Source organism: Shewanella sp. TB7-MNA-CIBAN-0143, assembly GCF_040310065.1.
GTDB lineage: Bacteria > Pseudomonadota > Gammaproteobacteria > Enterobacterales > Shewanellaceae > Shewanella.
In genome coordinates this window covers 49,963-71,796 of the sequence record NZ_JBEOPL010000005.1, presented here as the reverse complement: position 1 = coordinate 71,796, position 21,834 = coordinate 49,963, and the positions used below count along the sequence as shown (strand labels likewise).

Here is a 21,834-nt window from a genome sequence, read left to right as displayed (position 1 = left end):
ATAAAGGGTTCATCAAAATAAGCGCGCGCATTGTATAACAAAAAAATGTTAATTACTGATGAATTTTCGGTTATTAAAACCAAGATCGCCCTTTAGCACATACCTGATGCGCTATAGGGTCCGTTTTAATTCCGCGCTGTAATATTATTTTGCTAGCTGTACAAATTGAGCAAAGTAATCTGGAAATGTCTTAGATGTGCAGTCTGGATCGTTAATGGTGATACCACAATCAGCAAAAGCCATCATTGAAAAACACATTGCCATACGATGATCATTATAGGTATCAATTGCTGCAGTATTTAATTCTGCAGGTGGTGTAATGGTAATATAGTCATGGCCTTCTTCAACTGTCGCGCCAACCTTACGTAATTCAGTGGCCATGGCCGCTAAGCGGTCAGTTTCTTTAATACGCCAGTTATATATATTGGTCAGTTTTGTGGTGCCCTTGGCAAATAAAGCCGCTGTTGCAATGGTCATTGCAGCATCAGGGATATGATTCATGTCCATTTCTATCGCGCGAAGGCTCGATTTTCTGGCAATAATGAAATCATCGCCCCACTCGATATCTGCCCCCATTTGGGCTAACGCATCGGCAAACTTAACATCGCCTTGAATACTTAAGCGTCCAACACCAGTGACTTTAACTTCACCGCCTTGGATAGCGCCTGCAGCGAGGAAGTAAGATGCCGATGAAGCGTCGCCTTCTACCAGTACTTTACCGGGTGAGACATATTGTTGACCGGCCTTAATTTCGAAACGTTGATATTGATGATTGATCACTTCAACACCAAACTGCTTCATTAGCGCAATGGTGATATCAATATAAGGCTTAGAGACAAGCTCGCCTTTAATATTAATGTTGACGCTGTCTTTGGTCAGTGGCGCGACCATGAGTAATGCGGTTAAAAACTGGCTTGATAAATCACCGGCAATGTCAACATTACCGCCATTTAAGCCGGTTGCCTTAATGGTTAATGGTGGAAAACCGTCATTTTTAAGATACGTGATATCGGCACCTAATTGACGCAGCGCATCGACCAAATCACCAATTGGGCGCTCCTCCATGCGAGGCTCACCGGTTAAGGTAAATTCGCCATGGCCTAATGTGAGTGCGGCGCATAATGGTCGCATTGCAGTGCCTGCATTACCAAGAAATAAACTCTGTGCGTCCACAGATGAAACAGCGCCACCTAAACCGGTTAATTCACAAACAGTATTATTGTCAGACAGCTGGTAATGCACACCTAACTGCTTTAATGATGCCAACATATAGCGAATGTCATCAGAGTCGAGCAAGTTAGTCAGAGTGGTTTTACCCTGTGCTAAAGTCGCTAGTAACAGTGCACGGTTTGAAATGCTCTTAGAGCCTGGAATGTTAATTTCGCCATTCATGCGAGTAATTTGGTCTAGACGCAGTTGTTTCATTAATACTCTTCTTTAGTGTTGCACTCATTAAACGTCTATCGACCGAGATATGAGTAAAAGGCTTCGCTGGAGAAATAAGTGTGACATTGTTAACGTGATGCGGATCGGTGCACATCTTAAAATACATGTCACTGGCAATTTTTCGGTACAGTTTGCTAATAATTTACTAAATAATTCTTCGTAGCCCTACGTTACTGATTGTCAGCAAGGATTCAACCGTTATTTTGTGTTTTAGGTGACTTTTATACTCAAGTTGAATTTATTTTATCTTTATCGCTTTTTTTATTAGCAAATCGGACCACAACATTGGCTATTTCACCTGTCAGGCTTAGTTGCCAGAAATCGTAACAACCCTCTTGCTAATATCCCATCACAGCTGATTTAGCAGTTCTTTATTGATGTAAATCACGTTATGCTTAAGACCATAATGCATATATTGTTAGCTTATTTCGCCCTAATGCCTGTAATTTTAAATAAGAAGGTCAATTCATGTTCAATTCATTAACCGCGATGCCTGCCGATCCGATTTTAGGCCTATTGACTCAATACCGCGAAGACAGCCACCCAAATAAAGTCGATTTAGGTGTGGGCGTATATAAAGATCCTGTTGGTCATACACCTATTCTAGATTGTGTAAAAGCCGCCGAAAAAATTCGTTTAGATACCGAAACAACCAAAGTCTACATCGGCCCGACTGGCTCTGCGTCATTTAACCAACTTATGGGTGAATTAGCTTTTGGTGCTAGCCACAGTGCATTACTGGCTAACCGAGTTCGAACAGTGTCAACCCCTGGCGGAACCGGTGCTCTGCGCGTTGCGGCTGACTTTATTAAGCGTTGTAATCCTAATGCAGTGTTATGGGTTAGCGATCCAACCTGGGCAAACCACACGGGTTTATTTGAAGCAGCTGGTGTTACGGTGAAAACCTATCCGTATTATGACTACGACAGCAAAACCCTTAAATTTGATCAAATGCTGGCAACCTTAAATACCATTGGTAAAGATGACGTAGTGCTTTTACATGCTTGTTGCCATAATCCAAGTGGCATGGATTTAACGACTGAGCAATGGGATGAAGTGGTTAAGGTTACGGTTAAGCAAGGCTTTACGCCATTAATTGATATGGCTTATCAAGGTTTTGGTGACGGCGTAGATGAAGATGCTTATGGCGTACGTCAAATGGCTGCAGCAGTTGAAAGCATGATTTTATGCAGCTCTTGCTCGAAAAACTTCGGTTTATACCGCGAACGTATTGGCGCTTGCTCAATTGTGGCGAAAGATAGTGCAACTGTAGATGTTGCCCAATCGGTATTGTTATACGTAGTGCGCTGTATTTATTCTATGCCGCCAGCACATGGTGCTGCGATTGTTGAAACCATTTTAGGCACCCCAGCCCTCAAGCAACAATGGTTAGACGAGCTAAAAGTCATGCGCGACCGTATTAACGGTAACCGCGCAATGTTGGTCAATCAATTAACGGCCAATGGTGTTGACCGTGACTTTAGTTTTATCGCCCGCCAAAAAGGGATGTTCTCATTTTTAGGTGTTAAGCCAGAACAAGTGGCAACCCTTAAACAGCAATACAGTGTATACATGGTCGGCTCAAGCCGCATCAGTATTGCTGGTATTAGTGAAACTAATGTTGATTATTTAGCGAAATCAATCGCGGCAGTGTTATAACCGATACTATTTAGATAATGGTTAGCAAGTAACATTACTGTATAAACAAGGTCGCTAAATGCGGCCTTGTTTATGTTAGGTCTACAAATTGTCTGCTTTGATATACCTCAGCTGAATATATCAAAACGGCTATTAAATATAGCCATTTTGTTATTCCATCATAACTCCCCAAGACCGCAATCCGAGTTAGGTTAACTTACCTGCCTTTGCAAATAACAGCGTTAAGTGCAGCCAAATCTATGCGATGCAATTTATCGAATTGAGCCAATATGGCTAATGCATAATACTGTTAATTCCCGGGTATCTATTAAAGTAATCGCACTGTTAAATATATAGGTGATGGTTGTATACGAATTGAAGCCGCTTGTAGTTTTTAATTTACGCTCATCGGGATACAGCTCCCATAGCATGAACATTATTAACATAATGGCTCTGTAGCTGTTTAAATTTGCATAAAAAGAGATAGCCTGACGCTGAATTTAATATATCAACAAAGCGAGTCAGCCATGCAAAATGAAACCATAAGTGTACAAGAGATCCCCGTATCCTCCGTTGTTTCAGCCACTGGCTGGTCACGCCAGGATACCACTTGGATGTTGAGCTTGTTTGGCACCGCGGTTGGCGCCGGAATTTTATTTTTACCGATCAATGCGGGAATGGGAGGTTTTTGGCCATTAGTGTTAATGGCACTCATGATAGGCCCAATGACCTATCTCGCTCACCGTGGATTATCTCGTTTCCTATGTTCATCAGCGATTCCTGGCAGTGACATCACTCAGGTCGTTGAAGAACATTTTGGTACTGGAGCAGGTAAAGCGATTACTTGGCTGTATTTTCTCGCCATATATCCTATTGTATTAATCTATGGCGTTGGGATAACTAATACCGTCGACAGTTTCATTATTAATCAATTAGGCATGTTTACCGACGTCCCAAGAATGTTACTCGACGGTACGCCTGCACTGACGGAAGCTGGCGGGCAAATAATCGATAAAGTCAGTGGTATTCCACGTTGGCTACTTTCTGGAATGCTCATCTTGGGCATGATGTCGGTGATGGTTGCGGGTGAAAAATTTATGCTCTCCGTGACGCGATTATTAGTCTATCCGTTAGTCGCAATCCTTGCTTTTATGTCCTTGTACCTCATACCAGACTGGAAGTTTGATGCATTAATGGTTGTGCCTTCGACAACTAATTTTCTTGGTACTGTCTGGTTAACCATTCCAGTGTTGGTATTTGCCTTTAATCATTCACCCGCTATCTCACAGTTCTCGGTTTCACTCAAAAAAGAACATGGCGCGAATGCCTCCCATAAAGCCGATGTCATCCTCCGCAATACAGCCATTATGTTAGTCGGATTTGTGATGTTGTTTGTGTTCTCTTGTGTACTGTCGTTAACACCGGCGCAGTTATTAGAAGCTAAAGCCGATAACTTGCCGATATTGTCTTATCTTGCCAACGTGCATGAAAGTGGCTTTATCAGTTATTTTGCCCCTGTCATTGCTTTCATCGCCATTATTTCATCTTTCTTCGGTCACTATATGGGTGCCACAGAAGGGTTAAAAGGCATTATTGTTAAGCAATTACCGGATAGCAGCGAGCCAGAAAATAGCAAAAAACTGGATAAATTTATTTTAGGGTTTATGTTTATCACCACCTGGGGCGTGGCGATTATGAATCCAAGTATTCTGGGTATGATTGAAGCGCTTGGTGGCCCGGTGATTGCGGCTATTTTGTATCTCATGCCAATGTATGCGATATACAAAGTCCCGGCACTGAAAGCCTACCGCGGTCGAGTAAGCAACATATTCGTCGTTATTACCGGTTTATTATCTATGACTGCCATTCTTTTCGGCTTGCTGAGTTAAATAAGATAATTTGGGCGGGCTCACACCCGCTCGAATTATTGATTGAGGCAGAGTTATGTATAAAAAATTCAGTAAAATGTCATGTTATGCTTCAACTTCTATTGTTATACATTTATCAAAAAACAAAAACTAGAAGTAGCTCAAAACCTTACTAGCATTATCTTGTTACTATAAAACCCATATCACATCCTTCCTTTGAGTTAATACGGTTAATGTCTTTTTACCAATCTCCCAAAAAAATGTCTGCATTTGATGCTAAGTTTGAAGCACAAAAAATAGCCTTCGCACCCGTAAGCTTTCAAGTCGCCCGTTGCTTAAGTCAATTTGGCTTACTGGCAAAAATTGATGACGCCGGAGACGAAGGTATTAGCTTAATTCAACTGATTCAATATTTTGAACTGTCTGAGTATGCCATTCATGTATTGCTCGATATGGGATTAAGCATGGGCATTTTTTGGTGTAAGGATGATCGTTATCGACTCGATAAAACGGGCTATTTTTTGCTTCATGATGATATGGCCGCCAAGAACCTAAACTTCGTCCATGATGTTTGCTATCAAGGCTTGTTTGATCTTGATGATTCACTTAAGCAAGGCAAAGCAATAGGACTTAAACACTTTGGCGATTGGGATACTATTTACCCAGGGTTAAGCCAGCTACCTGAACAAACTAAAAAAAGCTGGTTTGAATTTGATCATTACTATTCAGATCATGCCTTTGACAGCTTATTACCTTTGATTTTCAAGTCAGATCCGGCTCATATTATTGATGTAGGCGGTAATACCGGTAAATGGGCATTTGCCTGCACCCGCTATAATAAAAACGTCAACGTCACCATAATGGATTTACCCGGTCAACTTGCTGTGGCAATGAAAAATGCCCAAGCATGTTTGGTTGCCGACCGCGTTCATCCATTTGAAACAGATTTGCTTGATAGCAACAAACCGTTTTACCAAGGAGGTGATTTGTATTGGATGAGTCAATTTTTAGATTGTTTTTCTAAACAACAAATCATCACTATTCTTCGGCGCACAGTGGCTGCGATGAAACCTGGCAGTGAACTGTGTATTTTAGAAACCTATTGGGACAGACAGCCACACGAAGCGGGCGCCTATTGCGTTAACGCAACCTCGTTGTATTTTACCGCGATAGCCAATGGAAATAGCCGGATGTATCACAGTAAAGATATGCTTAAAATGATCAATGAGGCTGGCTTGTATGTTGATGAAGACATCGACAACATTGGCCTAGGTCATACTTTATTGCGCTGTAAATTAAAGCCGATGAATTAACAGAACTCACAGGCCAGAAAGACCAGTGGCAAGAAGTTCGAACAGTAATATAGCGATAACATACACATTTATTGCTGGCATAAAAAAAGCGAATGCTGTTAGGCATTCGCTTTTTTACTTTACTAAGCCGATCTTACGGTAAATAAATAAGCGGTTCGAATTAACTGTGCTTTACGGCGAAGTTATTCATAAAGTCCACTAAGGCTTGCACACCCGCTAGCGGCATAGCGTTATAAATACTGGCACGCATACCACCGACAATACGATGACCTTTTAACGCCACTAACCCAACCTGCTCCGCTTGGGCTAAAAACTCACTGTCTAAGGCATCATTCACTAGTTGAAAGGTGACGTTCATGCGTGAGCGGTTTTGTGGTGCTACACCGTTTTTATAAAACGGATTGCTGTCGATACAAGCATACAATAACGCAGCTTTTTGTTGGTTCACTTCAGCCATCGCACTTATGCTGCCATTTGCGGCTAACCACGCAAACACTTCCGAGGCTAAATACCAAGCAAACGTTGGCGGCGTATTAAACATAGAACCATACTCAACGGCAACGCGATAATCCATTACTGATGATTGCGGCAGACTTGGCAGTTTAAGCATATCGTCACGCACAATGACAATCGACAAGCCTGATGGACCAATGTTCTTTTGCGCGCCGGCATAAATAAGACCGTACTTACTGACATCAATTTCATGCGACATGATGGTCGATGATAAATCAGCAACAATTGGCCATGGACTGTCTAACTCTTCAAAAATCTCGATACCATCTACGGTTTCATTTGAGCAATAGTGCACATAACGATAATCTTTATCGATTGCCGTTAAGTCCGGCAGTTTAACCTGATGAAGCCCATTGATTTGCTCAACAATATTGATACTGTCAATATTGTGCTCGCTTACCAATTTCTTCGCTTCAGTTACCGCTGCCGATGACCACTGACCACTGACCAAATACAGTGCCTGACCATTATCGCCAAGAAAGTTATTCACTACGTTAGAAAATTGAGCCCGGCCACCACCGTGCATAAATAACACGTGGTAATTTGCAGGAATGTTCATCAACTTGCGTAATGTCACCTCTGCTTGATCGGTCAGCGCAATAAACTCTTTACTGCGATGACTGATTTCCATCACGGAGACGCCTAGGCCATTCCAATCAATTAATTCCTGTTGTGCTTTTTGCATTACAGCTTGAGGTAACATGGCAGGTCCAGCACAGAAATTATAAATCGCGCTCACAGACAACTCCTTTGACAAATAATCAATATAGACAATAACAATTTAACCGTAATAGTAAGTATTTTACGGGTTGATGAATAGGCCTTTATTTACCTATTTTGATGAAATTTATTCCGTAAAATAAAACGAGCGCCATAAGGGCGCCCGTTCGAGGATATCTACAACAAAAGTAATCTATTACTCTTGTTCGTCATCTCCGGTTTTGGCTTCGTCTGCATCTGTTGCTTCAACATCGTCAGTTGACTCAGCATCTGTCGCTTCAGCATCGATAACATCGCTTACTGGAATAACATTGCCTTCTTCGTCTAACAACTCTTCAGTTTGAATTTCTTCAATACGCTGCAAACCAACGACTTTCTCGTCTTCTGCGGTACGGATGATAGTCACACCTTGAGTGTTACGACCAATAATGGATACGCCTTCAGCAGGAGTACGCACTAAGGTGCCTTTATTACTGATCAACATGATTTCGTCAAATGTGCCTACTTGAACAGCACCAACAACTTCACCATTACGTTCACTGACTTTAATTGATACCACGCCTTTAGTACCGCGGCTCTTCGCTGGGTATTCACTCAGCTCAGTACGCTTACCGTAACCATTTTCAGTTACGGTTAAAATAGCACCGTCACCTTTAGGTACAATTAACGACACCACTTTTTGGCCAGCATCAAGTTTAATACCGCGAACACCGGTAGCAGTACGACCCATAGGGCGAAGTGCAATAATTTCTTCGCCAGTTTCAGCATCAATCTTCACTTCACCGGTTTCAGAATCACGCGCTTTTTCATTAAAGCGAACCACTTTACCTTCATTAGAGAACAACATAATGTCGTCACTACCTTCAGTAATATCAACGCCAATTAATTGGTCGCCGTCTTTTAGGTTCACCGCAATAATGCCGTTTGCACGAGGGTTACTGTAAGCTGTTAATGCTGTTTTCTTAACGGTTCCGTGCGCGGTAGCCATGATGATAAATTTATCATCTGCGTATTCACGTACTGGTAGGATTGCAGTAATGTGCTCACCGTCAGAAAGTGGTAATAAGTTAACAATTGGACGACCACGGGCTGTACGACTTGCCAATGGTAATTGATACACTTTTAGCCAGTACATCTTACCAAAGTCAGAGAAGCACAAGATGGTATCATGGGTGTTTGCCACCAATAACTTTTCGACAAAGTCTTCATCTTTTACTTTAGTTGCCGCTTTGCCTTTACCACCACGACGTTGCGCTTGGTAGTCAGACAGCACTTGGTATTTCGCATAACCTAAGTGAGACAAGGTCACTACAACATCTTCTTCATTGATTAAGTCTTCAAGACTCATATCAATTTCGTTGGCGTTGATAATCGTGCGACGTTCGTCACCGTATTGCTCAAGTATTTCTTCTAGTTCTTCTTTAATCACTTCCATCAAACGCGATGGAGTACGAAGAATGAATAACAAACCTGCAATAAGAACTAAAAGCTCTTCATATTCAGCTAAAATCTTGTCATGTTCTAGACCGGTTAAACGGTGCAGACGTAATTCCAAAATCGCTTGGGCTTGTTGCTCAGTTAAATAGTACTGACCGTCACGGATACCGAACTCAGGCTCTAACCATTCAGGGCGTGCAGCGTCATCGCCAGCTTTTTCAAGCATGCCTTGTACATGGCCTAATTCCCAACCTTGTGCAACCAATTTTGCTTTGGCTTCAGCAGGTGTAGGTGAAGCTTTAATAAGCGCAATAATAGGGTCGATGTTAGCCAATGCAATGGCTAGTGCTTCAAGAACATGAGCACGTTCACGGGCTTTACGCAGTTCAAATACAGTACGGCGCGTGACCACTTCACGACGGTGAAGAATAAAACACTCAAGCATTTCTTTAAGGTTAAACAATTTAGGCTGACCGTTAGTCAATGCCACCATGTTGATACCAAAAGAACACTGCATTTGTGTTTGAGAATATAAGTTGTTTAGTACAACCTCACCCACTTCACCACGTTTGATTTCAATAACAATACGCATACCGTCTTTATCAGACTCATCGCGTAGGCCACTGATACCTTCTAATTTTTTATCTTTAACAAGCTCGGCAATTTTTTCAATCAAACGGGCTTTGTTAACTTGATATGGAATTTCATGAACAATAATACGTTCACGACCATTCTCTTCAGTTTCAATTTCCGCTTTAGAGCGCATGATAGCGCGACCACGGCCAGTGTGATAAGCATCGATAATGCCTTTGCGACCGTTTATTGAAGCTGCCGTTGGAAAATCTGGACCTGGAATGTATTCCATTAACTGTTCAATCGATAAACTTGGATCTTCGATTAACGCCAAACAGCCTTTCACTACTTCTGTTAAGTTGTGAGGTGGAATGTTAGTGGCCATACCAACCGCAATACCTGATGAACCATTGATTAATAGGTTCGGTACACGTGTTGGTAACACCGCAGGGATCATTTCGGTGCCATCGTAGTTAGGCACAAAATCCACAGTTTCTTTTTCAAGGTCGGCTAATAATGAATGCGCCAACTTTTGCATGCGGATTTCGGTATAACGCATCGCCGCTGCCGAGTCACCGTCGACCGAACCAAAGTTTCCTTGTCCGTCAATCAATGTGTAGCGTAGCGAGAACGGTTGCGCCATACGTACAATTGTATCGTATACAGCTGTATCACCGTGTGGGTGATATTTACCAATTACGTCACCAACGACACGAGCGGATTTCTTATATGGTTTGTTCCAATCGTTTTTTAATTCGCTCATTGCGAACAATACTCGACGGTGAACTGGTTTTAAACCGTCACGGACGTCAGGTAATGCACGACCTACAATTACGCTCATGGCGTAATCAAGGTAAGAATTTTTAAGTTCGTCTTCGATGTTAATTGGCGAAATAGATGATGCCAGATCAGTCATAAACTGCGCGTTCCCCTAAAGTGAGCTGACAATAAAACTTCCATATTATTATCTAGCTTAAAAACGTGATTTGGCATTCTAACACAGATATTTAATGTCGCCAGAGCAAAGACCAGCCAAATGCTCTATCACTCTTAAAAATTACAAAAAAGCTAATATTTTCAGCTAATTTAGTTTATTCATTGGCTAATATACGACTAAATTTGAGCAACAATTATCGTTAACTTGTTGATGATTTAAGCAGTTGATAGCATAAAACATCCATTTACCTCGCTTAAATGGATGTTTTATGAGCAAGCGTAAACGACAAAAGCCATTGTTGACTACTATTCGCAAAGGTTATCGCTATAATAGCGACCATACTTTATTACACACTTAGGTTACGTTATGTCACACGCTGAACAATCGACACCCAATGTTGATCCACTCGAGATCGCAAAATTTGAAGCCATGGCGCAAACGTGGTGGGATCTCAATGGCGAGTTCAAGCCATTACATTTACTTAATCCACTGCGTTTAAACTACATTGACCAAACCGCTGAAGGTATTTTTGACAAAAAAGTACTTGATGTTGGCTGTGGTGGCGGTATTTTGTCAGAAAGTATGGCGCGCCTAGGTGCTAACGTTGACGGTATTGATATGGGCAACGCACCACTTGAAGTGGCAAAACTACATGCCTTAGAGTCTGGTGTTACGGTTAATTACCTCAAAACAACAGCCGAAGCACATCGCGATAACCACCGCGAATATTATGATGTGGTCACTTGCATGGAAATGCTCGAACATGTACCCGATCCCCAATCGGTTATTCAAGCCTGTTGTGACATGGTTAAACCTAATGGTTTTGTGTTTTTCTCAACCATAAACCGTAATATCATGTCGTATTTAAAGACGATTATCGGCGCAGAGTATTTATTAAAAATGCTGCCCGTTGGTACTCACGATCACAGCAAGTTTATTCGCCCATCGGAACTGATGGCATTAGTCGATAACACCGACTTATTGTGTAAAGATGCGCTGGGAATTACCTACAATCCATTGTCAGGTGTGTTTAAGTACACTAAAAGTGTTGATGTAAATTATATGATAGCCACTCAAAAAATTGATTAATCATCCAGGTGATTCTTTTCAACATTTCAATGTGAATGCACCACAATAGCGTTATGTTGTGCCAATAACGCTATAAAGGGCTTGCACTGTCTATTGTTATTTTATCTCGTTAGGAGCTAGCCCTTGCATAAACAAGATATAAAAGGAGTGCTGTTCGATTTAGACGGTACCTTAGCCGATACCGCACCAGATTTAGTACAGGCATTGAATCTCAGCTTGGATGAAGCCGGTTTTAACGTCCAACCGCTTGACTTGATGCGCCATGCGGCATCACATGGCAGCTTATATTTAGTTAAAACGGCCATTCCAGATGCCGATGAACAAGTACAAATTACCATCCAGCAAGCACTACTTCAGCATTATGCCCGTATCAATGGTGACAACAGCCGTTTATTCGCTGACTTACCCGAACTATTATCCTTATTTGATGCCCAATCGATTCCTTATGGCGTAGTGACCAATAAGCCGGCTCGATTTGCCAGGCCATTAGTGGAAAAGCTTGGTTTAACTCATAAATTGAAAACCATGATCAGTGGTGATAGCACTCGTCACTCTAAACCTCATACCGCACCAATGCTTTTAGCAGCACAACAAATTGCCATTGCTCCTCAAAGTATCTTATATCTAGGTGACGCTGAACGTGACTTAGTCGCCGCCCACAATGCCAGTATGTTAGGCGGCGTTGCGTTATGGGGTTATTTATCTGCGACAGATAAACCTGACACATGGCCAGCAGGCAAACAATTTCAACACGGAGCCTCACTTAAACAGTTTTTCACTGATTAATGACACTATTGGGCATCAAGTTAGCGGGATATTTGTGCTAAATGAACAAAGCATGAGTGAAGTTTAACGGGTCTTATTCGGCTTAAATGAACAGTTAACAGTCATCAATTTCTACCCGATCAAAACCAACAAAAGATCAACCAATAAACGGTCCATTTTTTTTGATCGCTGTTTATTTTAGCGATCAAATTTTTATCATTTGATGGATTAAAAAATATCATTTATCAAAAACTCTTTATGAATTTGGGCTCTAGGGTTAGTTGTCACTAACCCTGCCGTTTATCCTCAAGTTATCCACAAGAAGTTAATGAAATTGTGGCTTGCAATAAACCTCAAACCTCACTATCTTGTATCTTAGATTTTAAATAACACCATATCTTGTGTGTGGCTGACAATCAAAACACTACTCCACGACGTTCCAAAGGATGTAGTGGCTAACTGAACGTACTGGTGTTTAACTACCACGTTGTGAGTACATCAGGTTGATTGTTTTAACATGGAATTGTTTTGTAACTGGTTCGGATCGAATCAAGCAGCACTGCATCCAACAACAGATCACATGATTAGATATAGAACCAAGGCCTCTCTTCAATGAATAGCAATATGACAGTCACTAAACGCAGTGGCGAACGTGAATCTATCGATTTAGATAAAATTCATCGCGTGATCACTTGGGCAGCCAAGGGATTAAAAAACGTCTCAGTATCTGAAGTAGAACTTCGATCTCATCTGCAGTTTTTTGATGGCATTCCAACAGAAGCCATTCATGAAACGATCATTAAAGCTGCGGCTGACTTGATCTCTCCTGAGTCACCTGACTACCAATTTGTGGCTGCCCGCTTAGCGGTGTTCCACTTACGTAAAAAAGCGTTTGGTCAATTTGAACCACCAACGTTATATGACCATGTCACCAAATTAGTTGAACTGGGTAAATATGACATGCATATCATGGCTGACTACAGCCGTGAAGAATTAGACACACTCGACACCTATATCGATCATTGGCGCGATTTGAACTTCTCTTATGCCGCGGTAAAGCAACTTGAAGGTAAATACCTGGTTCAAAACCGTGTAACGCATGAAGTGTACGAAAGCGCCCAGTTTTTATACATATTAGTCGCTGCATGTTTGTTTGCCCGTTACCCAAAAGAAATTCGTTTGAAGTACATTAAAGACTTCTATGACGCGACGTCTCTGTTTAAGATTTCTTTACCAACACCAATCATGGCCGGTGTGCGTACCCCTACACGTCAGTTCAGCTCATGTGTATTGATTGAGTGTGATGACAGCTTAGATTCAATCAATGCGACTGCATCGTCTATCGTTAAATACGTTAGCCAACGTGCTGGTATTGGTATTAATGCGGGTCGTATTCGTGCCCTTGGTAGCCCTATTCGTGGCGGCGAAGCATTCCACACCGGTTGTTTACCATTTTATAAGTATTTCCAAACTGCGGTGAAGTCGTGTTCTCAAGGCGGCGTACGTGGAGGTGCAGCAACTCTTTTCTATCCTTTATGGCATCTAGAAGTTGAATCGCTATTAGTACTAAAAAACAACCGTGGTGTTGACGACAACCGTGTACGTCATCTTGACTACGGTGTGCAGTTAAACAAATTAATGTACCAACGTTTGATTAAAGGCGAATATATCAGTCTATTCAGCCCATCAGACGTGCCCGGTCTTTACGATGCATTCTTTGAAGACCAAGTTGAGTTTGAACGTTTATACCTTCAGTATGAACAAGACAGCAATGTCCGCAAAAAACAAATTAAAGCGGTTGAACTGTTTTCATTGATGATGCAAGAACGAGCTTCTACTGGCCGTATCTATATTCAAAACGTCGATCACTGTAATACTCACAGCCCGTTTGACTCTAAAGTTGCGCCAATTAAGCAATCTAACTTATGTTTAGAAATTGCTTTACCGACTAAGCCACTTAAAAACATCGATGATCCAGACGGTGAAATCGCGTTGTGTACCTTGTCAGCACTTAACTTAGGCGCAATTAAAGATTTATCAGAGCTTGAACCATTAGCTGATTTAGCTGTACGTGCGCTAGATAACTTACTTGATTACCAAGATTACCCAATTAAAGCTGCGCAAACGAGTTCAATGAACCGTCGTACCTTAGGTATTGGGGTGATTAACTTTGCTAACTATTTAGCTAAAAACGGTAAAAAGTATTCAGACGGTTCAGCTAATAACTTAACTCACAAAACCTTTGAAGCGATTCAGTTTTATTTACTAAAAGCGTCGATGAACTTAGCAAAAGAGCAAGGTGCATGTCCGTTATTCCACGAGACAACTTATTCGAAAGGTATTTTACCTATCGACACCTACAAGCGTGATTTAGACAAGATTTGTGACGAGCCATTGCACATGGACTGGGAAAGCTTACGTAGCGACATTAAGCAGTACGGTTTACGTAACTCAACCTTGTCTGCGCTAATGCCGTCTGAAACCTCATCGCAAATTTCAAATGCGACTAATGGTATCGAGCCTCCACGCGGTTTAATTAGCGTTAAAGCCAGTAAAGATGGTCAGTTAAAGCAAGTCGTTCCTGATTTTGAATTACTGAAAGATAAGTATGAACTGCTGTGGAATATGCCAAACAACGATGGTTACATCCAACTTGTTGGTTTAATGCAGAAGTTTATCGACCAAGCTATTTCGGCTAACACCAATTATGACCCAAGCCGTTTTGAAGGCGGTCGTGTACCGATGCAAACATTGTTAAAAGACTTGTTAAGCGTCTACAAACTGGGCATTAAAACATTGTATTATCATAATACTCGTGACGGTGCTTCTGATCAGTTTGACGACATTATTGCTGTCGAAGAAGAAGACGATGGTTGTGGTGGCGGTGCGTGTAAGATCTAATCATCACTTTATGTATATTTAGCGGGGGCCTTCCCCGCTTTTTGAAAAATGCGTTTTCAGGACACCTAAATAATGGCTTACTCAACATTTTGTCAAACACCTAACGATTCTACCAAAGAACCTATGTTTTTCGGTCAATCGGTTAATGTGGCACGCTACGATCAACAGAAATATGAAGTCTTTGAAAAACTAATTGAAAAGCAATTATCGTTTTTCTGGCGTCCAGAAGAAGTTGATGTCAGCCGTGACAAAATTGATTTCGGTAATTTGCCTGAACATGAACAGCATATTTTCCTATCAAATCTAAAATACCAAACATTACTCGACTCAATTCAAGGCCGTTCACCGAATGTGGCATTTTTGCCTTTGGTATCGCTACCAGAATTAGAAACGTGGATTGAAACATGGTCGTTTTCTGAAACCATTCACTCGCGTTCGTACACTCACATTATTCGTAATATTGTTAATAACCCGTCTGTGGTATTTGACGATATTGTACAAAATGACGAAATCTTAAAGCGTGCCGGTGATATTGCCGCTTATTACGATGACTTAATTAACCTCACCCAGATTAATAACTTGTTAGGTGAAGGTACGCACGTCATTAACGGTAAAGAAATCACCGTTAATTCACGTATTCTTAAAAAGTCATTATATTTGTGCATGATGTCAGTTAATGCCTTAGAAGCGATTCGCTTCTATGTCAGTTTTGCCTGTTCGTTTGCCTTTGCAGAGCGCCGTGTCATGGAAGGTAATGCTAAAATTATTCGCTTAATTGCCCGTGATGAAGCATTACACCTCAATAGTACACAACACATTTTAGCTCTGATGCAGGGTGGTAAAGACGACCCAGAAATGGGAGAAATTGCTGCTGAGTGTAAGCAAGAAGCGTATGACTTATTTGTTAAAGCGGCAGAACAAGAAAAAGAATGGGCCAAGTACTTATTCAAAGATGGTTCGATGATTGGTTTGAATGAACAGATTTTATGCCAGTACGTTGAGTTTATTACTAACCAACGGATGAAGTCAGTTCACTTACCTCAACCTTATGATGAACAGTCAAACCCACTACCGTGGATGAAAAACTGGTTAGAAAGTGATGCAGTACAAGTTGCCCCACAAGAAGTAGAAGTGTCATCTTATCTTGTTGGTCAAATTGATTCTTCTGTTGATGGCGACGAGTTTTTAGATTTTGACCTATAAAAATTTTTTCAAAAAAGCCCCTATCGTGAGCTTGAAAGGACAGCCGGTTATTTTATTTGACGGCCAACATTCAAGCTTATTAGAAGCGCTTGAGTCGAAAAAAGTGAAAGTGTTTTCAGAGTGTCGTAATGGATTTTGCGGCGCGTGTAAAACCACAGTTATATCAGGAGAAGTCAAATACTTCTCCGAGCCACTAGCAGAACTGAAATCAGATGAATGTCTGCCCTGTTGTTGTGTACCTGAGGGTGATTTAAACCTCAAACTATCAACTGAAGGTGTACAAGTGGTGGCTAAACGTCAATATGTTTCAACCAATGACACTCATAAGCCAACAACTGCGTTAACCCAACAATTACAGGCTAACCCTAAACTTGTCCACGAACGTTAACTTATCGTCCCGTTAACACCCTCCTAGATGTTCAAAGCAACACTTAGCAACACACGTTTACCCGTCTCAATCTTAGTCACGCTGTGTTCATATTTATCTGGACGAAATAAATATACTCGTCCCCATAAGTTCATGATGCATTTGGCACAACGAAACACCCCGCCCACTTTAGGTTGTACAAGAACAAAGTTGAGTTTGTAATAGCGGCCTTGTTGTACCGGATCGATATGTGTCATCACACGATGATGAGTATGGTAGGTCACCAGATTTATCGATAATATTCGACTGCTAAAAATGGCTTTATTGATCACCTTGGCCATGGTATCTCCAATGGGAACATCAGCAGCAGATTATACCTATTCGATAAAATTTTTGGGTCATATTCACCAGCCAAAATCATATAACATAGACGACACGATTTCATCAGGTTAGTCAGCAACTAACGCCATCGAACTTATCGCAGGGATATTGTTGCTTGATAGCTTGTACAGAAAAAAGTCTATTGATGATCTTGCTGGGCTAATAGTAAGGTTTCGAGATTAATCCTTTAATCATTATTGACTCGTGCTAATAATGGCTAATGCTAGTGTAGATAATGGCTATGGCTAGAGTAGATAATGGCTAATGCTAAAATAACTAGCATAAATAGTGATGAGTCAGCCACCGCCCATAACGAGTAAATCAATTCTCTATAGTGTCCATTTATGGCAATAATACCGTGAAAATTAGGCTCATTGACGCGTCAATAAGCCTAATGACGTAACACGAGGTAAGGTTAGCTCTCCGTCATGGTATCGCAAGATGAAACATAATGTTCAAGCTCAATAACACCTTGCAAAATCATCCCATGATAATGGGCTTTCACCAGTTGATAATTCATACTTGGTGCAAAGTAGTACGTCACCTCTTCGGCCCCGGTTTGCTCCACCGGAATAAGTTGTATCTCCCCCAAAGACGCGATGGTAGCGGTTAATTCGTCCTTTACATAAAATTGATAAGGTTCAATTGCATCTGAAGCTTGCCTAATTAACGCAAATTGACGTCGGCCAGCGAGCAAGTTTTCGCGTATTTGAATGGCTAAGGTGTCTACATCCCTTAATGGTATTTGGCTTGAGGTATAATTCTCAATATCGCCATCAACAACCACTCGTGACTCAAGGCCATTATTGTAAAAAGTGGCTTGCATGTCTCGTGAGCGAAAACCGGTTACCTGCTGATGAAAACTATCGGTTAGCCATTCATTGCGGTTATTTGACCACGATAACTCAGTACGTTGTTGATATTGAGTGCCAATTCCTAAAATACTGGCTTCACTCTTTGAGGTTATAACAGCAGATTTACCCTGCCAGTTCTCAGTACGGTTCATCTTACCAGTGTGTAGACCACTGAGATAAATAGCGTAATTAAAGCTTCGCTGGCAACTGTGTGGAATGTCACTGGCCAAGGCACTATTACTCTGCAATAAGCCACTAACCAAACACACAATGATCATCATTCTCGAGTCGACAGCATAAGCTGTCGCAGATATCCGGATGTTACGACACCCGGTCATCATAAGCATAAGCTTCACTCGCGACATTACTGTCATCATCAATAGTATCGCCTTAAAAGACTTCATTCACATTTAGGTAGAAGTTAGTTTCATTTTCACCGACCCCTACATCAAATCGTAAATTAATATTGTCTTTAATTTTGAATCGAAATCCTGTGCCATAGGCCGTTAATAGCGTATCGGTTAGCTCACTCACTTTAGGTGCCACACTACCAACAGCGCCCCAAAATACCATGCCATAACGTTGGAACACTGGTAAGCGATATTCAACTTGCCCCATCATCATTTGCTCGTCACGATATCGGCCTCTAATGTAACCTCGCATCGCGTCGGAGCCACCAAGATCAGGTAATAGATTCCAAGGTACATCGCCACTGGTTAGATGACCTTGCACTTGCCATGCGATTAAACCCGGTGTCGAGCCTAAATCAATATAGTTCGCTAATTCAATATTATAAGTAGAAAACGAATCGAACTGGTCATTTTGGTATAATCCAGCATCAACCTGAAATAACCAGCCTTTTGTTGCGTTTAAACGGTAATCTCTTGAATCATAAATACTGGTTACTACAACACCTGAGCTAAAGTTGTCTGGCAGAAGCGTACTTGAATCCACAGGAGCTTTTGTTGCGACTAATTCTAAGCTGTCGGCCGTGGTATAAATAAAGTCAGCACCCACACCAATAAAATAGTTACTGGCAACTTCGGTCATCCAACGCGGCTTAAAACTATACAGTTGTTCTTTGAACTCATGATGATTAAGGTCTTGGTCGCCTTGTTCAATCCCTATGCCATAATAAACAGCAGCTTCATTATGCAGTTCTAAGTCAAGCAACAAACGCTGTTTACCTTGATTTAAAAACGTCATATTTTCTACCGTGACGCCATAAGAATTGTTCACAGAAGCAAATGAATTCAACACCAATGATGAAGGCTGTTGTTCACTTGATGCGTTATCTGTTTTGTATAACCCCACCATAAGTAAACCCACACCAAACTTTTTCTCTGGGGTGTAATAAGCCGTAGGTAAATAACTCATATCAATAGCTTTAGTGTCATCGAATTCACCATCCGCGCCAAAAACCGACAAAATATCATCAATCCATGTTGGTTGCATATCTTTGGGGGTTTCAAATAAAGGTTCAACTGCGGTTGCGGCATTAGAAAAAACAAATAGTGTTAAAAGTAAGGTCCGTTTCATAAAAACTCTATTAAAATGTTAAAAAAAATAGGCGTGCATGATGACTTCCATGCCAAATTTTGGAATCACTGTTCAATGAGTTACCGACAATAATCGCTTCAAATAATAGCCGATTCAGATAAGAATCAAATAATAACTAAATCAAAAAAGATTATCCTACTCATCACTCAATTCTGACTGAAGAAGAACTTAAGTCTTGCTGAAGTTCTTCATCATTAAATACAAGATATTATACTGCGTTAAATGATGGCCTTTATACCTAACGTTAGTTTAGGCGTACCATCAGCAATATTTTAATCTATAGGCGCAACTGATATCATTACGCTAAATGACGGCCGCTAATATAACACGTTTGGCAGCTCTTTTTAGTGATAACTCAACATTCACCCCATCGATATCTTTCGGTAAAAGGATCAGAATCGACTATATTTAGCTGAATGGCTACAGCATTTTCATCTAATAAACAAGAGTCTACAAAGCACAAATTCAGTACTATTGAGCCTCATTTAATCAGTAGCCCATCAGCAAGTAAAAATTATTTCCTTAGATATATCATCCAGCGCGCAAGTAAGGTATAACGACGCTATGAAAACGCCTATACGATTACAACCACTGGTTGACGATGGTCTCGTCGATGAAGTGATAAGCCAACTCATGAGTGGCAAAGAAGCTACGGTCTATATGATCAGATGTGGCGATGCGATTCGCTGCGCCAAAGTGTATAAGGAAGCCACTAAGCGCAGTTTTAAAAAAGCAGCACAATATCAAGAAGGTCGAAAAACCAAAAACAGTCGACGTGGTAGAGCCATGGAAAAAGGTTCTAAATACGGTCGTGAAGAACAAGAAAAAGCTTGGCAGAATGCCGAGGTCGACGCGTTATATAAATGCGCCGCCGCTAAAATTAGAGTACCAGTGCCTTATGGCTGCTTTGATGGAGTGCTATTGATGGAGTTGATCACCAATATTCATGGTGATGTTGCACCTCGATTAAATGATGTTACTCAGATGAGTGCTGAACAAGCGCAAACGCAGCATTACGTTATGATGGGTTATGTCGTACGAATGTTATGTGCAGGTATTGTTCATGGCGATTTATCAGAGTTTAACGTGCTCGTAGATCAGAATGGACCGGTTATCATTGACCTGCCCCAAGCTGTTGATGCATCAGCAAACAATAATGCCAAAGCGATGTTATTTCGTGATGTGAATAATATGACAGACTATTATTCTCAATTTGCCCCAGAATTAGCCGCAACAAAATATGCTAAAGAAATGTGGGCCTTGTACGAACAAGGTGAATTAACACCGGAAACACAATTGACCGGTTTATTTGAAGAAGACACAACAGCGGCTGACGTCGATTCTGTATTAGAAGAAATTAACGCTGCATTTGAAGAAGCCCAAGAAAGACGCGAGCGCATGAGTGATGCAAACAGCGACGAATATTAAATCGATCGTTTATTCACTCATGTGAACACCTAGGGAGACATTCCGACAAATTATCGAATAAGTGATCGAATACACTATCGAATAAATTTTCAGGTTAATGTCTCCCTATTTAATTAGCCCTTCTCCTTTAATTAACGCCAAGCCAACCCGAGTTGACGGCTAATTACCCCTAGTGAATACCAAATTAGTACCAAATTAAGACGCTCATCTCAACTAAGCAAGTTGGTTAACCATAACCATAACCGCTAGCCGCCTAAACACTGCACTTTTATGCGACGCTTGTTAACGCTATCGTGTGCAAAAGCACTCTCATTACTGGCTAAACCTCAATCAATTGCTTTTTCCCACATAGTCATGAGTGAACCGTTATGTTTGCTAAAAAGTAATATGATCAATTTACACACTTTATATAACCTTGCTTTTTACATGGGTAAATAGGCGTATAATGATATTGGAAAGTTAACAAGGAGAATATTATGAGTAGCTATGTTCTATCGGTATTACTCGTTTGTCTGACTATTTTTATGTCAGCTAATGTTATTGGAAATGAAAATGGAATGATGAGAATGTCTCAGATGCCTGCATTTTCCGATTTTGATACTAATCAAGACAAATTGATATCTGAAGAGGAATTTGAACGCTTTCAAAAAGCCAGGCAAGCATTGCATCAATCTGAAGGGCGACGATTAAAAAACGCATCGGATTGTGATGAAATGTTTGAGCGTATCGATTTGGACCGCAATAAGTTTATTGATACTGAAGAGTTTCAATCTCATCACGAAATGATGAGAAATTCTAAATAATCACAGTTTGGGATATCTACATAATCTCAGCTCGGGAT

Annotated in this window: 16 protein-coding genes; 10 read left to right on the top strand and 6 right to left on the bottom strand. The window is 41.0% G+C overall.

All coding sequences use genetic code 11. The features are described 5' to 3' along the window. Window positions 1–144: 144 nt before the first annotated feature. Window positions 145–1,425, bottom strand: a complete 1,281-nt coding sequence (aroA, locus tag AAEY97_RS05705; protein ID WP_350997185.1) for a 3-phosphoshikimate 1-carboxyvinyltransferase — start codon at window positions 1,423–1,425, stop codon at window positions 145–147. Window positions 1,426–1,914: 489 nt separating this feature from the next. On the opposite strand from aroA, the gene AAEY97_RS05700 reads away from it, so the two are divergent. The 3 genes from AAEY97_RS05700 to AAEY97_RS05690 all read left to right on the top strand — a co-directional run bounded on the left by AAEY97_RS05700 (window position 1,915) and on the right by AAEY97_RS05690 (window position 6,265). Continuing rightward, entirely contained in the window at window positions 1,915–3,105 is a 1,191-nt protein-coding gene (locus AAEY97_RS05700; RefSeq protein WP_101087085.1) for an amino acid aminotransferase, read from the top strand. 506 nt (window positions 3,106–3,611) lie between these two features. Continuing rightward, the gene (locus tag AAEY97_RS05695; protein WP_350997182.1) at window positions 3,612–4,973 is read left to right on the top strand and encodes an SLC5/6 family protein; all 1,362 of its coding nucleotides are present in this window, start codon (window positions 3,612–3,614) and stop codon (window positions 4,971–4,973) included. A 212-nt stretch (window positions 4,974–5,185) separates the two neighbouring features. Further along, window positions 5,186–6,265 carry a methyltransferase gene (locus AAEY97_RS05690; protein WP_350997179.1) on the top strand — a complete coding sequence of 360 codons (1,080 nt, stop codon included), beginning with the start codon at window positions 5,186–5,188 and terminating at the stop codon, window positions 6,263–6,265. A gap of 160 nt (window positions 6,266–6,425) precedes the next feature. On the opposite strand, the gene serC is transcribed toward AAEY97_RS05690, so the two are convergent. Then, window positions 6,426–7,517 (bottom strand): 3-phosphoserine/phosphohydroxythreonine transaminase, encoded by a 1,092-nt coding sequence (serC, locus tag AAEY97_RS05685; RefSeq protein WP_350997176.1) that lies wholly within the window; start codon window positions 7,515–7,517, stop codon window positions 6,426–6,428. Between the two features lie 177 nt (window positions 7,518–7,694). Further along, window positions 7,695–10,424 (bottom strand): DNA gyrase subunit A, encoded by a 2,730-nt coding sequence (gene gyrA, locus AAEY97_RS05680; RefSeq protein ID WP_350997173.1) that lies wholly within the window; start codon window positions 10,422–10,424, stop codon window positions 7,695–7,697. A gap of 387 nt (window positions 10,425–10,811) precedes the next feature. Here gyrA and ubiG point away from each other — a divergent pair, with 387 nt between their 5' ends. The 5 genes from ubiG (at window position 10,812) to yfaE (ending at window position 16,791) form a co-directional block, all read left to right on the top strand. After that, entirely contained in the window at window positions 10,812–11,534 is a 723-nt protein-coding gene (gene ubiG, locus AAEY97_RS05675; protein ID WP_350997170.1) for a bifunctional 2-polyprenyl-6-hydroxyphenol methylase/3-demethylubiquinol 3-O-methyltransferase UbiG, read from the top strand. A gap of 123 nt (window positions 11,535–11,657) precedes the next feature. Then, window positions 11,658–12,320: an HAD family hydrolase gene (locus AAEY97_RS05670; RefSeq protein ID WP_350997167.1), complete on the top strand. Its 663-nt coding sequence runs from the start codon at window positions 11,658–11,660 to the stop codon at window positions 12,318–12,320. Between the two features lie 591 nt (window positions 12,321–12,911). After that, window positions 12,912–15,200 (top strand): class 1a ribonucleoside-diphosphate reductase subunit alpha, encoded by a 2,289-nt coding sequence (nrdA, locus tag AAEY97_RS05665; protein ID WP_101087078.1) that lies wholly within the window; start codon window positions 12,912–12,914, stop codon window positions 15,198–15,200. Between the two features lie 72 nt (window positions 15,201–15,272). Next, window positions 15,273–16,403, top strand: coding sequence for a class Ia ribonucleoside-diphosphate reductase subunit beta (gene nrdB, locus AAEY97_RS05660; protein WP_162023225.1), 1,131 nt, complete (start codon window positions 15,273–15,275; stop codon window positions 16,401–16,403). Beyond that, window positions 16,393–16,791, top strand: a complete 399-nt coding sequence (yfaE, locus tag AAEY97_RS05655; protein ID WP_101087076.1) for a class I ribonucleotide reductase maintenance protein YfaE — start codon at window positions 16,393–16,395, stop codon at window positions 16,789–16,791. The genes nrdB and yfaE overlap by 11 nt, the downstream gene beginning before the upstream one ends. A 23-nt stretch (window positions 16,792–16,814) precedes the next feature. Here yfaE and AAEY97_RS05650 read toward each other — a convergent pair whose 3' ends face one another. From AAEY97_RS05650 to AAEY97_RS05640, 3 genes are all read right to left on the bottom strand, one after another. After that, entirely contained in the window at window positions 16,815–17,111 is a 297-nt protein-coding gene (locus AAEY97_RS05650) for a hypothetical protein (protein ID WP_101087075.1), read from the bottom strand. Between the two features lie 455 nt (window positions 17,112–17,566). Further along, the gene (locus tag AAEY97_RS05645) at window positions 17,567–18,379 is read right to left on the bottom strand and encodes a hypothetical protein (protein ID WP_502959435.1); all 813 of its coding nucleotides are present in this window, start codon (window positions 18,377–18,379) and stop codon (window positions 17,567–17,569) included. Window positions 18,380–18,395: 16 nt separating this feature from the next. Beyond that, window positions 18,396–19,544, bottom strand: coding sequence for a BamA/TamA family outer membrane protein (locus AAEY97_RS05640; RefSeq protein WP_350997159.1), 1,149 nt, complete (start codon window positions 19,542–19,544; stop codon window positions 18,396–18,398). Window positions 19,545–20,129: 585 nt separating this feature from the next. On the opposite strand from AAEY97_RS05640, the gene AAEY97_RS05635 reads away from it, so the two are divergent. Further along, on the top strand, window positions 20,130–20,993 hold the full coding sequence (locus AAEY97_RS05635) for a PA4780 family RIO1-like protein kinase (protein WP_101087073.1): 864 nt from the start codon (window positions 20,130–20,132) through the stop codon (window positions 20,991–20,993). Between the two features lie 476 nt (window positions 20,994–21,469). After that, window positions 21,470–21,796, top strand: coding sequence for an EF-hand domain-containing protein (locus AAEY97_RS05630; protein WP_350997156.1), 327 nt, complete (start codon window positions 21,470–21,472; stop codon window positions 21,794–21,796). Window positions 21,797–21,834 lie beyond the last annotated feature (38 nt).

Bases quoted from the DNA above. Each gene is read 5' to 3' on its own strand.
- aroA (WP_350997185.1), bottom strand. From the start codon at position 1,425: ATGAAACAACTGCGTCTAGACCAAATTACTCGCATGAATGGCGAAATT.
- AAEY97_RS05700 (WP_101087085.1), top strand. From the start codon at position 1,915: ATGTTCAATTCATTAACCGCGATGCCTGCCGATCCGATTTTAGGCCTA.
- AAEY97_RS05695 (WP_350997182.1), top strand. From the start codon at position 3,612: ATGCAAAATGAAACCATAAGTGTACAAGAGATCCCCGTATCCTCCGTT.
- AAEY97_RS05690 (WP_350997179.1), top strand. From the start codon at position 5,186: ATGTCTTTTTACCAATCTCCCAAAAAAATGTCTGCATTTGATGCTAAG.
- gyrA (WP_350997173.1), bottom strand. From the start codon at position 10,424: ATGACTGATCTGGCATCATCTATTTCGCCAATTAACATCGAAGACGAA.
- ubiG (WP_350997170.1), top strand. From the start codon at position 10,812: ATGTCACACGCTGAACAATCGACACCCAATGTTGATCCACTCGAGATC.
- nrdA (WP_101087078.1), top strand. From the start codon at position 12,912: ATGAATAGCAATATGACAGTCACTAAACGCAGTGGCGAACGTGAATCT.
- nrdB (WP_162023225.1), top strand. From the start codon at position 15,273: ATGGCTTACTCAACATTTTGTCAAACACCTAACGATTCTACCAAAGAA.
- AAEY97_RS05650 (WP_101087075.1), bottom strand. From the start codon at position 17,111: ATGGCCAAGGTGATCAATAAAGCCATTTTTAGCAGTCGAATATTATCG.
- AAEY97_RS05645 (WP_502959435.1), bottom strand. From the start codon at position 18,379: ATGACAGTAATGTCGCGAGTGAAGCTTATGCTTATGATGACCGGGTGT.
- AAEY97_RS05640 (WP_350997159.1), bottom strand. From the start codon at position 19,544: ATGAAACGGACCTTACTTTTAACACTATTTGTTTTTTCTAATGCCGCA.
- AAEY97_RS05635 (WP_101087073.1), top strand. From the start codon at position 20,130: ATGAAAACGCCTATACGATTACAACCACTGGTTGACGATGGTCTCGTC.
- AAEY97_RS05630 (WP_350997156.1), top strand. From the start codon at position 21,470: ATGAGTAGCTATGTTCTATCGGTATTACTCGTTTGTCTGACTATTTTT.